Raw genomic sequence first — 12,092 nt, 5'->3', positions numbered from 1 at the left:
CTCGCAGTGAAAAGGTCGGTACCGCGGCCACGCCTTATCGATGGATCACGCGGTATGGGTCCCGGCTCCCGTGCGCAATTGCGCACTAGGCCGGGACGACAGTGAACTACGCCGCCACTTCCTCGCCGAGATACGAAACCGCCGCCTCGAGCCCGCCCTTGCCATGCGGGATCTTCAGCGCGTTCAGGCCCACCTCGATCACCCCGAGCGTGCCGAGCAGCATCGGCGCGTTCACATGGCCCATATGGGCGATACGGAAGGCTTGTCCCGAGAGATCGCCGATGCCGGTGCCGAGCACGACACCGCACTTGTCCTTGCAATAGCGTTGCAGCACCGCCGGATCATGGCCGTTGCTCATGGTCACCGTGGTCACGGTGTTGGAGCGCTCGCTGGCTTCGGCGACATTGAAGCCGAGCACCTGGCCTTCCGACCACATCGCAACTGCGCGACGCGCGGCTTCGCCGAGCAGGCTGTGGCGGCGGAAGGCGTTCTCCAGGCCTTCCTCGTGCAAGAGGTCGATCGCCTTGCGCAGCGCGAACAGCAGATGTACCGGCGCGGTGCCGGCATATTTGCGATAATTCTCGGTGCCCTCGCGCTCGCTCCAGCTCCAATAGGGCGTCGACATGTTCGCCTTCTTGTGCACCTCGAGCGCGCGCGCATTGGCGGCGACGAAGCCGAGGCCGGGCGGCGTCATCAGGCCCTTCTGCGAGCCGGACATCGCGACGTCGATGCCCCATTTGTCCATCTCGAACGGCATGCAACCGAGCGAGGCGACAGTGTCGACCATGTACAGCGCAGGATGGCCGCTTGCCTTGATCGCCTTGCCGATCGCCTCGATGTCGTTCTGCACGCCGGATGCGGTGTCGACCTGGACGACCACGACGGCCTTGATCTTGTGCTCCTTGTCGCGGCGCAGGCGCTCCTCGACCTCGTGCGGCCGCACCGCGCGGCGCCAGTCGCCCTTGAGCACCTCGACCTCGGCGCCCATCAGCGCCGCCGCATTGCCCCAGCCGATCGCGAAGCGGCCGCTCTCCAGCACCAGCACCTTGTCGCCGCGCGACAGCACATTGCTCAGCGCCGCTTCCCAGGCGCCGTGACCGTTGGCGATGTAGATGTAGGACTTGCCCTTGGTCGCAAACAGCTTCGAGATGTCGCTGAGCAGGCTCTCGGTCAGATCGAGCATCTCTTTGGAGTAGATATCGATCGCCGGACGGTGCATCGCCCGCAGCACCTCGTCGGGCATCGTGGTGGGCCCGGGGATGGCCAGAAATTCCCGGCCCGCGCGAACGGTCATTGCATTGGTCCTTGTTGCTTGAGAACAGGATGGTGGGTTGCTGAGTCTCACTTTTACGCGGCGTTGGAGGCCAAGAAAAGCGCGCAAAACGCAGGTCTGGGGCTCTTATCTCTTGGTCTCGCGACACCCGGCCGCTTCGGCCTCTTCGACCGAGCAGAACCAGCGGGTGCCCTTGCTGATCTTCATCTTGATCTGGGTGTACCAGCGGCTGGTCGGCTGGTGATAGATGCACTCGCCGGCGCTGTTCACATTGCCCTTGATGGTGCAGTCGGGCGAGGGCGCGACCGGCCCCGAGGCCGAGGCCAGCAGCACGGCATGCGCGCCCTCCGGCGGCTTGGTGGCGCCCAGGATGGCGGTCTTCTTGTTGCGCACGCGCCAGTCCCAGGGCGCGATGAAGGCGCCCTGCCACATGCCGGCTTTTGCCTCGCGCGCGGCGGCTTCGTCGGGTTCGTAGTCGTGCGAGATGCGGGTGTAGGCCAGCGCCCAGCCGTTGCGTACCAGCCATTTCTGGATGTCCTCGCCGCCGACGTCGCAGCGCGCGACCGTGCGGCCGCGCCGATCGATGGCGCGGGTGTGGCAGACCCAGGTCTTGCCTTCGGTGTATTTGGCGAGTTCCTCGCGCGCGGCCACGCCACAGGTCCAGCGCTCGCTCTTGGTGTTGAGACAGAGCTGGTCGGATGACGGCGCGTCGATGCCGCCGAGCCGGATCCGCGTGTTTCCGATCACGACGGAATCGCCGTCGCGGACCTTTGCCGTGCCGGTGATGTCGGCGGCCTGGGCAAGCGAGGGGGCGAGCAAAGACAGCGCAATCAGGAATTTTCGCAACATGCCGGTCCGGGTGCTTAGGAAAATCTCGATAAGCCGCGCAATTGTGGTCGGCTTTTGGCTTCCGGGCCAGCATATGCCTAACAGATGGGCTTTCAACTTCCTGTCATTGTGGGAGGTCTCGTAGGGTGGGCAAAGCGAAGCGTGCCCACCATGGCTAGCGTCGCGAAAGATGGTGGGCACGGCGCGCGAAGAGCGCGCCTTTGCCCACCCTACGAGGCCGACGCTCGGGGCACGAGAGCCGGGCTCACCCCCGCGTCATCGCCCGCTTTGCCACCGCCAGTCCCATCAGCACGAACGCCGAGGTCACCTCCGGACCGCCGACCAGGATCCGCGTCGGCGTCTTCATCTTGTTCCATTCATAGGCGCGGAACGGGCCGCGGCGGCCGCCTTCGCCGAGGCTTGCGATGATGACGTTCAGCGCCGGGGCAAAGGCGCGCGGGTCGGCGCCGAGATGGCCGAGCGCGATCAGCGCCAGCGCGGCGTCGAACACGTTCATCTCCGCGGCCATCAGCTCGCCCTTGACGTAGGAGAGCACCCGATGGCGGATGAAATCGAAATCGCCGTCGGGATCGATCGCCGCCTGCGCCGCCAGTGGCAGCGCAAGGAACGCCGCATAGCAGCGGCCGAAATAGGCGCTGTAGAGTTCCGGCAGATAATAGATGTGCGAGCGCGGATTGGCGAAGGCACCGCTCGCCGCCAGCCGTTTCTGGAAACCGATGATCCGATGCACGGTGGCGAGCCGCCCCGGCGTCTCCAAAACCTTCCAGCGCGCGAGGTTACGAAAGCTCACCTCGAGAACGTCGAGATTGAGCGTCGGATCGAGATCGTTGCCGTAGGGGCGCTCGCCCTTGAGATTGTCGATCCAGGTGGCGACGCCGCCTTCATGGTCGATATTGTCGTTGAGCGGCACGGTGACGCGCGGCGCGTTGACACCCGCACGCACCTGGTAACCGGCGTAGAAATCCAGCAGCGGCTGGTCGATGATCGCATCAAGGCAGCCGGCCTGCGTCGCCGCCGAGATCGAGCACGCCGTGGTGTCGCAATCCGGCACATAGATGCCGAAGCCGAGTTCCTGCTTGATCTGCGCGAAGAAGCGCGAAAAGCGCGGATGCGGCGCCGGCGCCAGCGCCGTGATGACGTTGAAGCGCGCGCCATCGATGCCCTCGACCTCTTCGCGGCTGATGTTGACGCAGAAATCGACCATGTCGGCGATGGCGCGCTCCGCCGCGATCTTGTCGGCCGGCGAGGCGAGCCCGGTCTCGACATAGCCGAGCAGCGCCTCGATGAAGAACGCATCGTAATAGGCCGAGCGGTGACGGATCTGCACCGGCTCCCACATCGGCTCGGCGATGCCTTTCCAGGGCGGATTGACCACGGCGCGCGCGTGCGAGCGTGCGATGAAGACGCGCGCGAGGTTGAACAGCAGCGAGGAGTTCTTGTAGCCGCGCGCGTTCAGCCCCGTCAGCGCCATGATCAGCTCACGTCCGCGGACATCAGGGTCGCCGATCAAATTAAAGGCGGCATAGGTCGGCAGGAAGCCGTTTCGGCGGTACGAGCCGAGCAGGTGCTGCGCGCAGTCGCGGATCACGCCGTCGATCTCAGCGGTTTGCGGCATGGTGCCCGTGAACATTGCCGGCGGCGGCTTCGGGTGGTCGAGCGCGATGCTGTCGACGAGATCGGCGACGGGCTGGCCGACCGCCGCCCAGTCCGGCTCGGCATCATCGCGGGCACGCGTGAGCGCCTCGCGCAGCCGGGTCAGCCTCGTCTCGTCGCGCAGCTCGGGCAGCCCGGCGCGCCGCAGCAGCATCCGCAAAGCGGGATTGCCGAGCGCGGTCTTGTAGAACTTTGCCAGATGCGGGTCGCCGCTGGCGCTAGCCGCCAGCACGGGATCGCAGACCTCGTAAAGAGAGGGGCCGTCCTTCCGCGCCGTCAGCGCCCGGCAGGCGGCGCCGGCAAAATAATGAAAGCTCATGAAATACCTGGTCGCGGGGCCTTGCCCGGAAACGGCGAGCGCGCACCCGTTCGCCGCCACCCCCTACAAGTCCTTGAAAAGTTACCCGGATTCGCAGAAAAAACAAACGTGATGGACGTCACGGAAATATCAGGCACGAGGCCTGCATGCTCAGGCTCCGAAAGGCTTCGGGGATGTCATAAATCGAGAAAATCGGCTTGGAGAATTAACCAACAATTTCAGCGACTTAGCTCAAATTTTGGGCGATCTATTGCCGGCACGGCGATATCCGGTTAAGGGTTTGTTTGGTGCGGCGCCGCAAATTGCGCGCAATTCGGGGGCACTTCCCCGGCCAATCCCTCAAACCTAAAGACGCTATCGCGCTACTCAAACAGTGTGCGCGCGCTTGGCTGGTCTTTGGCACTGACAGGAATGAACCGAGATGAATGTAAGGCAGCTCGACATTTCCCGACGCACCATCGCGGTGGCCGCAGCCCTCATCGGCACGGTGTCGCTGGTGATCGGCGCCCATGCTGCCCTCAACATGCGCGCGCTCGATGCTGCCAAGGCCGTGACGACCGACCAGATCACCGGCTCGATCGGCCAGACCTCGCGCCTCGCCCTCGTCATCGGCAATGGACATTATCCCGACGCCAGCGCGCCGCTGACGCAGTCGATCAACGACGCCCGCGCGCTGTCCTCGTCCCTGCGCAAGAACGGCTTTGACGTCGACATGGTGGAAGACGCGACCAAGGACGACATGGTCCGCGCCGTCAATCGCCTGAAGTCCCGGATCAAGCGCGACACGGTCGTCATGCTGTTCTTCGGTGGCTTCGGCGTGCAGGCCGGACGCGAGAGCTACATGCTGCCGGTCGACGCCGTGATCTGGAAGGAAAGCGACGTCCGCCGCCACGGCGTCTCCATCGAGGGCGTGCTCGAGATGATGAAGGAGCAGGGTGCCAAGGCCAAGCTCGTCGTCGTCGACGCCTCGCGTCGTAATCCCTACGAGCGCCGCTTCCGTTCCTACAGCCATGGCCTCGCGCCGATCAGCGCGCCCGACAATGCGCTGATCCTCTCCTCGGCCTCGCCCGGCAAGGTCGTCGACGACGGCAAGGGCGAGCACAGCGTGCTGGTCGGCGAGCTGCTCGGCAATCTCAATGCGCAGAGCGGCAGCGCCGAAGCCGTCTTCAACAAGACCCGCGTCGCCATCTCCCGCGCCTCCGAGGGCGGCCAGGTCCCGACCGTGTCGTCATCGCTGCTCGAAGACGTCCATTTCGGCGAAGCCGGCAGCTAGTTTCTCGCGGCAATCGTAGGGTGGATTAGCGAAGCGTAATCCACCACGTCTCTCTCATCAGCGCAGCTATCGTAGGGTGGGCAAAGGCGCAAAGCGCAGTGCCCACCATCTTTCCAACATCTCGATAGAAGACGTGGGCACGCTTCGCTTTGCCCACCCTACGAGACTTGTCGGCTACTTCCCCGCTTCCGCGCTCGCCATCGCCGGGCGCACGGGATCGCCTTCGCGCAGCAGCGCGCCGGCGCGGGCGACAACGACGTCGCCTTCGTTGAGGCCGTCGCGGACCTCGATATTGCCGCCCGACATCAATCCGATCTCGACGCGCTTGGTCTCGACGCGATTGCGGCGGATCACCTGCACCACGGTGCCGGCGGACGAATATTGCACGGCGGTGAGCGGCACCGCGACGTTGCAGCTCTGGCCGGTCTTGATCAGCGCGCGCCCGCTCGCGTTCAGCAGCAGCCGCTTCTGCGAGGAGATGCCGATATAGACCATGCCCTGCTGGATGTTCGGCTCGACGGTGGGCCCGATGCGGCGAATCTTGCCCTCGATGTCGCCGGCGCCGGCGATACGCACGGTCGCCGGCTGGTTGACGGCCAGCTTGCGCACGTCGGTGGTCGCGACCAGGCCCACGAGATCGTATTCGCTGCGCGCCACGATGGTGAACAGCGCCTCGCCCTTGGCCGAGGCGAGATTGCCGATCTGGGCGGTGGAGGTCGCGATCACACCCGCCACGGGAGCGGTGACCTGAAGCGTGCCGCCTTCGGGCAGCGCGAGGCGCGCCAGCACCTGGCCGGCCGTGGTGGTGTCGCCGGCTTCCGCCAGCACCTCCGTCACCTTCAGGCCCGGACGTTCGGGCCGCACCGAGGTTTCCTCGCGTGCGATGATGGTGCCGGTGGCCTCGACGATGTCGGAGAAGCAGGATTTTGCGACCTTGAGCACCGTGACCGCCGGACCCTTGGGCGCGTCGTCATCGGCGGCTGCGGCCGGATATTGGCCGAGGACGAGCACTCCGGCGACGGCTGCGGGATACAGGCTTCGAACAACGGCACGTGACAAAGGGCGCATCGGAAATTCCACGGGGGCTATGCCTCCAATCGATAGCAGATGGCGGGAGCCCGGACTACGGCAGCGTTGTCCCAGAGCGGGATGCCGCGCCGCCCGGGCTGGCGCGGCAAGTCCTTGATTAGTCGCGGGATTAGGAAACAGGTTCGCTGTCGGCCGAGCCGGCCCCCCGAAGGGACGGCTCAGCTCCGGCGATCGCCGAGCAGCCTGCCGGTGGAACGGTCGATCAGGTGCAGCCGCGTGCAGGCCGGGCAGGGGACGGAAACGTGCGTGCCATCGGCCGGCGCGTCGCCGAGCCGATGCTGCACATTCATGCCGGTCTGAGGGCATTTGAAGAGGATATGGCGGTCCATGACCGCCATATGATGGCAACGCGGGGGCTTCCGAAATTACGGATGACTACGTAGGTCAGTCGCGGCCCCTCACGGCAGGCTCAGGAATTCCACCCAGTTCGGCTTCTTGCCGGTGGGGTAGGATTTCAGCTTGGCCAGCGCGCCGCTGCCCTGGTCGATCGCATAGACCGTCATGCCGTCGGAAAGCTCACCGACCGCGGCGAGGTAGCGCCCGCTGGGATCGATGTTGAAGCCGCGCGGCTGCTTCTCGGTCGGCACGCTGCCGATCGTGGTCAGCTTGCCGCTGGCTGCGTCGACCTTGTAGGCGGCGATCGTGTTGGTGGTGCGCTCGGAGGCGTAGAGGAAGCGGCCATCAGGCGTGATGTGGATGTCGGCGGCCCAGGGTTTTCCGGTGAACCCTTCGGGCAGCGCCGTGGTGCGCTGGATCTCGTCCCATGCGCCGCCCTTGGCCTCATAGGTGAACGCGGCGACATCGCCGTTCAGCTCGTGGATCAGGTAGACGAACTTGCCATTGGGGTGGAACACGAAGTGCCGCGGCCCGGATTTTTCCGGCAGCTTGTAGGTCGGCGGATCGCTCGGCGTGAGCGCACCGGTGGTAGGCTCGAACGCAAAGCTCAGCACCTGGTCGGAGCCGAGGTTCGTTGCGAACACGAAGCGGTTGTCGGGCGAAGGCAGGAAAGCGTGCGCGTTCAGCCCGGTCGGGATCACCTGCGTCGGTGCGCCCACCACGCCGTTCGCTCCAAGCGGATTGACCGCGACCTTGTTGCCGCCATAGGAGGCGCTGAACAGCACCTTGCCGCCGCGATCGGTAGCAATGTAGGCCATGCTGTCGGCGAGCGGCCCGTTGCCGATATGGCTGAGCTGGCCCGTCTTGGGGTCGATCGAAAAGCTCACCGCCTGGAACGGCTGCGAGCGGACGCCGGCAATCAGCACGCGGTGGTCGGGCGTGATCGCGAGCGGCGTCGAGGATCCCGGTTTTTCCACGCCGGTGAAGGCGGCGGTCTGCACCGGCGTCATCTCGCCGTTCTCGGCCAGCTTGAACACGCTGATGTCGTTGCTGTCGGCGTTGCCGACATAGGCAAAAGTCTCGGCCATACCGGCGCGGGCTCCCAAAGTGAGGGCAAGGAAGGTGAGAGTGGTAGCTATCGCGGCACGGGGTGTACTGGCTGCGATGCGGCGGGTCGGACTCGACATGGGCGTTCTCCTCTAGGCCAGTGCGGCGTTATCGTTTTGCCCGGGAGGATAGCGGGCGGCAGGTTGCCGCACCAAATTCCAATTGAGATCAATCGATGCCGAAATTGTATCGGTCGCACTGGAGTGGCTATCGCACCGCCGCCGTCACGTTGCGGGAGGGCAGGTGCGGGCCCGCCGGGCGGTCAGGCGGCCCGAGCACGGTCCACACCGCGACCGCGAGCAGGGCGCAGGTTAGAATCGTCCAGGCGACCAGTCGTTTTCGCATCAGGCCAAATCCCGTCTGTGCAAGGCCCGTCCGTCAAGGGCATGCGGCGACGCACGCAGGTACATCATGCACTGCAACGGACGACGCTCCTATGAACTCGTTCACAGGCGAAAACAGGGCAATGCCAGCGAACCAATGCCGCGCGCAGGCATTGACCCTGCATGCCCCGCGAAAACGATCTCGAAGGCAAGCCCGACATGGGCGGCAAGCACGGCGGTCAGGCCGGCCAGCCCAAGCTGCCGCCGCGCCCGCACGAGGGACCGCGCGATAAGGATGTCGTGGCAAAGCGCCACACCGGTCAAACCGATCGCACATCGCCGCCGACCAAATCCAAATAGCGCCTCGCCCGCATCGCGCTCGCGTCAGGAACGGCAGCCTCGCTTTGCCGTTGCCCTGATCCCGCAGACCGAGGACGCCAAAACGGAGGGTGGCACGTGTTTTGGATTTATTGGGACACCGCCTGGTCGATCATCATCAGCGGCATCATGTTCACCACCATCGTCACGCATCCCGACGCCGAGTTCGTCGAGATCCAGGCGGCCAAGCAGGTGAAATGAGCCGGTCAGTCTGTAGGGTGGGTTAGCCGCTCACGCCTGCGCTCGTTCCACAGCCGACAGTGCAAGGCGTAACCCACCACGCTCGAGGTGAGACCGGCGGTGGGTTACGCCCAGCGGACTGCGCTTCGCGCATCCGCAAGGCTAACCCACCCTACGAAATCACTGCACCATCGCCGCGGCAATCTTCTCCGCCGTCATCAGCACCGGAAAGTTCGTGTTGGCGCATGGCACCACCGGGAAGATCGAGGCGTCGACGACGCGCAGGCCCTGGATGCCCTTGACGCGGCCCTGGTTGTCGACCACCGCCATCGGATCGTCGGCGCGGCCCATGCGGCATGAGCACGAGGCGTGCCAGACGCCGATGGTGGCCTTGCGCACGAAGGCTTCCAGCGCCTCGTCGTCGTTGATCACGTCGGCGAAGGTGAAGCCTTCGACGACGAAATTGTCGATCAGATAGTGACGCAGCGCCGCCGGACCGTCCATCAAGGTTGCCGCGATCCTGGTCAGGATCTTGTTCCTGGTGTTGACCACGCCGATCTTGCGGACCTTGTCGGTATAGGCGGCCGGGAACGGCTTGTCCGTCACCTTCCTGACGATGTCGCTCATCTGCACCGCCGCCATCTTGCGGAAGCCGCTCATCAGGCGATCGAGGTCGCGCCGGTCCGACAGCAGATTGAACTCGACGATCGGCTCGGCCGAGGGATCGCGCGAGGCGAGCTTGACCTGTCCCGTCTCCGAATAGGTCTTGTTGACGAAGGTCAGCAGCGAGCCGATCTGCGCGCCGACCGCGTGCCAGGCGGATTTGCTGAGAACGACCACGAACATGTCGCCCTTCGGCACGCCGGGCAGACCCGAGGAATAGCGCAGGCCGAGTTGCATGTGGCGCCTGGTGTGCTCGTTCATGCGCGCGCCGCGGCGGACGAAGGACGACAGCGAGATCGAGGGATGATCCATCAGGCGCTGGCCGACGCCCGGCAAGCCCATCAACACGGGAATCCCGAAGTCCTTGAGGTGGCCGACCGGGCCGATGCCGGCGCGGAGCAGATGCGCCGGCGAGTGGATCGCGCCAGAGGAGAGAATGATCTCGCGTCCGCGGAAGTCCTGCTCGCGCCCGTCGACTACGGCCTTCACGCCGACGCATTGCGTGCCCTCGAACAGCAACTCCTTCACTTGCGTGTTGGTGGAGATGGTGAGATTGGCGCGCTGGCGCGTGCCGCGATCGAGATAGCCCATCGCGGCCGAGACGCGCTGCTCGGCCTGGTTGGAATGCGTCACCGGGAAATAGCCGTCGACGAACTCGCCGTTCTGATCGGCCACGAATGGATGGCCGGCCTGCTGGAAGGCCTGCGCGAACGCCTCGGAATGCCGAGTCCAGTGCTCCCTGGGAATTCTGCGGACCGGAATGCGGCCGTCCTTGCCGTGATAGGGCCCATCGAAATCGAGGTCGCGCTCGACCTTCCTGAAGAAGGGCAGCACGTCGTTCCATGTCCAGCCCTCGGCGCCGCGCGCATCCCACTCATCGTAATCGGTCGGCGCGCCGCGGTTGGCCATCTGGCCGTTGATTGACGAGCCGCCGCCCAGCACGCGCGCCTGCTCGTATTTGCGCAAGGGCGGACGCGTTTCGTTCGGATTGTTGTGGCTGACGACCTGCGTCGTGACCTTGAGCTCGGTCCAGTGGAAGCGCGGATCGAAATAGGCGGTGCCCGGATAGCTGTCCCTGATCTCGGCCGGCTCGTTGCCGGGTGGCGTGTCCTGTCCGGCTTCGCAGAGCAGGACCTTGTTGGCACTCTTCGCGGAGAGCCGGTGGGCCAGCACGGACCCAGCCGAGCCGCCGCCCACGATGATGTAGTCGTACACGATTGGCGCTTCCTCTTGTTCTTGTCGGAAGAGGGTAGCGTGGTTTTGTTGGGAGGTCACCTCACCGCAATCGTCGGTGCACCATGAGCGCCACGAATGGCCCGCGGCCCGCGAGCCCGGATCTCAAATCATGCTGCCCGGCATGAAGCAGCGGATCATGGCGCGGCCGTTGACGTAGTAGGGCCAGACGAAGGTGCGGCCGGCGCGGTTCGGCTCGGTGATCACGGCATCATCAGGCACGGTGACCCACTCGCCGAGAAGGCGCACGCGGTAATGTCCGTCCAGCGTGTCCCAGTCGACGTCATCGAGCGCGGTGCCGTCGGCGTCGGCGCAGCACGGACCTCCAGCCTTGCTGTGCAGGCTTTCGAACCAGCCCTTGAGCGGAGAGTTCGCGTAGCGACCGTCGTCGCGGGCCTGTGCGGGCGGGGCGATCATGACGATAGCCAGCAGAGGAAACATCCTGAAGGTCACGATCGCCATCTCGCCTCGCTCGATCCGCGCACGCGCGCAAGATCGCAGGCGCCAGTCGCCTGCGATGCGTGTGACGTGATGCCGGCTGACACTCGCCGGCCGCGGTTCCGGCCGGCTCAGCGGAGCGATAACTACGATCCGCAGCGTTTGATCCTATTTTGCGGAAAGGAGCCGGTTGTTGTGCGCAATGGCAGGAGGATCGATCGGCTTCTTGGCCTGCGCGCCACAATTCCTTCTCCGAGTCCCTTGATTTGAATCAATGTGACATCGCCCTGTCGACCATTGTTGGCGTGGTGCCTGGGGGCTACTCACCTAGGAGGTCGCCGATGATGAAAATAGTAGTGATCGGAACAGCCGCACTCCTTCTTGCCGCACCGTCGATTGCCAGCGCGCAAGCTCCGTCCCCTGCGACGCCAGAACGGCTAAACGCAGTGGACCGGAATACACTGATCGACATGCGGATCGATTTGACCAAGGCCGCGTTGCAGCTGACACCTGACCAGGAAAAGCTCTGGCCGCCTGTCGAGAGCGCCATTCGTGCCAGAGCGGAGGATCGGAAGGCCCGTGTTGCAAAAATCTCGGAAACAGTGGGTCGACGGGCCGACCAAAATGCCGTCGAAACCATGCGCAATCGTGATCCCATCGCCTTCCTGCAACGACGCTCGGAGGCATTGGCTCAACGATCTGCCGATTTGGATAAACTCGCCGAGGCGTGGCAGCCACTCTACAAGACCCTCAATCCCGAACAGCGGCAGCGCATGGGGGCCCTCGCGGTCCTTGTACTTCACGACATGAGCGATGTCGTGGAACGACGTCGGGCGCAGGCCGAGGATGAAGACTGATGCAGGATGTTGATTCATACAAGCCGCGTGATGGTCTGAACCTGCGCGGCTAACTAACTTTAAGCCTGGGGATGTCCCCTTTGCCAGGGACGACATCCCCAGGCTGCATTCAAAGTGCTGT

13 protein-coding genes are annotated in these 12,092 nt (G+C 64.8%); 4 read left to right on the top strand and 9 right to left on the bottom strand.

Annotated features, from left to right (window positions below):
* Positions 1 to 106: 106 nt before the first annotated feature.
* From ACVJ19_RS11745 to ACVJ19_RS11735, 3 genes are all read right to left on the bottom strand, one after another.
* Positions 107 to 1,294 carry a pyridoxal-phosphate-dependent aminotransferase family protein gene (locus tag ACVJ19_RS11745; RefSeq protein WP_453948997.1) on the bottom strand — a complete coding sequence of 396 codons (1,188 nt, stop codon included), beginning with the start codon at positions 1,292 to 1,294 and terminating at the stop codon, positions 107 to 109.
* 105 nt (positions 1,295 to 1,399) lie between these two features.
* Positions 1,400 to 2,122 (bottom strand): thermonuclease family protein, encoded by a 723-nt coding sequence (locus ACVJ19_RS11740; RefSeq protein ID WP_453948998.1) that lies wholly within the window; start codon positions 2,120 to 2,122, stop codon positions 1,400 to 1,402.
* Between the two features lie 244 nt (positions 2,123 to 2,366).
* Positions 2,367 to 4,094, bottom strand: coding sequence for a hypothetical protein (locus tag ACVJ19_RS11735; RefSeq protein ID WP_453948999.1), 1,728 nt, complete (start codon positions 4,092 to 4,094; stop codon positions 2,367 to 2,369).
* A 421-nt stretch (positions 4,095 to 4,515) separates the two neighbouring features.
* Here ACVJ19_RS11735 and ACVJ19_RS11730 point away from each other — a divergent pair, with 421 nt between their 5' ends.
* A complete protein-coding gene (locus tag ACVJ19_RS11730) occupies positions 4,516 to 5,367 on the top strand; it encodes a caspase family protein (protein WP_183248859.1) in 852 nt (283 codons plus the stop codon).
* A gap of 174 nt (positions 5,368 to 5,541) precedes the next feature.
* Here the strand turns inward: ACVJ19_RS11730 and ACVJ19_RS11725 are convergent, their stop codons facing one another.
* The 4 genes from ACVJ19_RS11725 to ACVJ19_RS11710 all read right to left on the bottom strand — a co-directional run bounded on the left by ACVJ19_RS11725 (position 5,542) and on the right by ACVJ19_RS11710 (position 8,244).
* Positions 5,542 to 6,435, bottom strand: a complete 894-nt coding sequence (locus ACVJ19_RS11725) for an efflux RND transporter periplasmic adaptor subunit (RefSeq protein WP_453949000.1) — start codon at positions 6,433 to 6,435, stop codon at positions 5,542 to 5,544.
* 179 nt (positions 6,436 to 6,614) lie between these two features.
* A complete protein-coding gene (locus tag ACVJ19_RS11720) occupies positions 6,615 to 6,785 on the bottom strand; it encodes a hypothetical protein (protein WP_453949001.1) in 171 nt (56 codons plus the stop codon).
* Between the two features lie 69 nt (positions 6,786 to 6,854).
* Positions 6,855 to 7,979, bottom strand: coding sequence for a lactonase family protein (locus ACVJ19_RS11715; RefSeq protein WP_453949002.1), 1,125 nt, complete (start codon positions 7,977 to 7,979; stop codon positions 6,855 to 6,857).
* A 127-nt stretch (positions 7,980 to 8,106) separates the two neighbouring features.
* Positions 8,107 to 8,244: a hypothetical protein gene (locus ACVJ19_RS11710; protein ID WP_453949003.1), complete on the bottom strand. Its 138-nt coding sequence runs from the start codon at positions 8,242 to 8,244 to the stop codon at positions 8,107 to 8,109.
* A gap of 161 nt (positions 8,245 to 8,405) precedes the next feature.
* On the opposite strand from ACVJ19_RS11710, the gene ACVJ19_RS11705 reads away from it, so the two are divergent.
* Positions 8,406 to 8,582: a hypothetical protein gene (locus ACVJ19_RS11705; protein WP_453949004.1), complete on the top strand. Its 177-nt coding sequence runs from the start codon at positions 8,406 to 8,408 to the stop codon at positions 8,580 to 8,582.
* Between the two features lie 96 nt (positions 8,583 to 8,678).
* Positions 8,679 to 8,801 (top strand): hypothetical protein, encoded by a 123-nt coding sequence (locus ACVJ19_RS11700; RefSeq protein WP_271580850.1) that lies wholly within the window; start codon positions 8,679 to 8,681, stop codon positions 8,799 to 8,801.
* A 159-nt stretch (positions 8,802 to 8,960) separates the two neighbouring features.
* On the opposite strand, the gene ACVJ19_RS11695 is transcribed toward ACVJ19_RS11700, so the two are convergent.
* Together ACVJ19_RS11695 and ACVJ19_RS11690 are read right to left on the bottom strand one after the other, a co-directional pair.
* Positions 8,961 to 10,658: a GMC family oxidoreductase gene (locus ACVJ19_RS11695; RefSeq protein WP_453949005.1), complete on the bottom strand. Its 1,698-nt coding sequence runs from the start codon at positions 10,656 to 10,658 to the stop codon at positions 8,961 to 8,963.
* 123 nt (positions 10,659 to 10,781) lie between these two features.
* A complete protein-coding gene (locus ACVJ19_RS11690) occupies positions 10,782 to 11,138 on the bottom strand; it encodes a hypothetical protein (RefSeq protein ID WP_453949006.1) in 357 nt (118 codons plus the stop codon).
* A 317-nt stretch (positions 11,139 to 11,455) separates the two neighbouring features.
* Here ACVJ19_RS11690 and ACVJ19_RS11685 point away from each other — a divergent pair, with 317 nt between their 5' ends.
* On the top strand, positions 11,456 to 11,971 hold the full coding sequence (locus ACVJ19_RS11685; RefSeq protein WP_453949007.1) for a Spy/CpxP family protein refolding chaperone: 516 nt from the start codon (positions 11,456 to 11,458) through the stop codon (positions 11,969 to 11,971).
* The last annotated feature ends 121 nt before the right edge of the window (positions 11,972 to 12,092 follow it).

The sequence above is a fragment of the Bradyrhizobium sp. USDA 376 genome (genome assembly GCF_054063675.1).
Note: the sequence above shows the minus strand (reverse complement) of the source record. Positions and strands in the feature narration are given on the sequence as shown.

Excerpts from the sequence above, each read along its gene's own strand:
- ACVJ19_RS11745 (WP_453948997.1), bottom strand. The coding sequence starts at position 1,294 with ATGACCGTTCGCGCGGGCCGGGAATTTCTGGCCATCCCCGGGCCCACC.
- ACVJ19_RS11740 (WP_453948998.1), bottom strand. The coding sequence starts at position 2,122 with ATGTTGCGAAAATTCCTGATTGCGCTGTCTTTGCTCGCCCCCTCGCTT.
- ACVJ19_RS11735 (WP_453948999.1), bottom strand. The coding sequence starts at position 4,094 with ATGAGCTTTCATTATTTTGCCGGCGCCGCCTGCCGGGCGCTGACGGCG.
- ACVJ19_RS11730 (WP_183248859.1), top strand. The coding sequence starts at position 4,516 with ATGAATGTAAGGCAGCTCGACATTTCCCGACGCACCATCGCGGTGGCC.
- ACVJ19_RS11725 (WP_453949000.1), bottom strand. The coding sequence starts at position 6,435 with ATGCGCCCTTTGTCACGTGCCGTTGTTCGAAGCCTGTATCCCGCAGCC.
- ACVJ19_RS11720 (WP_453949001.1), bottom strand. The coding sequence starts at position 6,785 with ATGGACCGCCATATCCTCTTCAAATGCCCTCAGACCGGCATGAATGTG.
- ACVJ19_RS11715 (WP_453949002.1), bottom strand. The coding sequence starts at position 7,979 with ATGTCGAGTCCGACCCGCCGCATCGCAGCCAGTACACCCCGTGCCGCG.
- ACVJ19_RS11710 (WP_453949003.1), bottom strand. The coding sequence starts at position 8,244 with ATGCGAAAACGACTGGTCGCCTGGACGATTCTAACCTGCGCCCTGCTC.
- ACVJ19_RS11705 (WP_453949004.1), top strand. The coding sequence starts at position 8,406 with ATGCCCCGCGAAAACGATCTCGAAGGCAAGCCCGACATGGGCGGCAAG.
- ACVJ19_RS11690 (WP_453949006.1), bottom strand. The coding sequence starts at position 11,138 with ATGGCGATCGTGACCTTCAGGATGTTTCCTCTGCTGGCTATCGTCATG.
- ACVJ19_RS11685 (WP_453949007.1), top strand. The coding sequence starts at position 11,456 with ATGATGAAAATAGTAGTGATCGGAACAGCCGCACTCCTTCTTGCCGCA.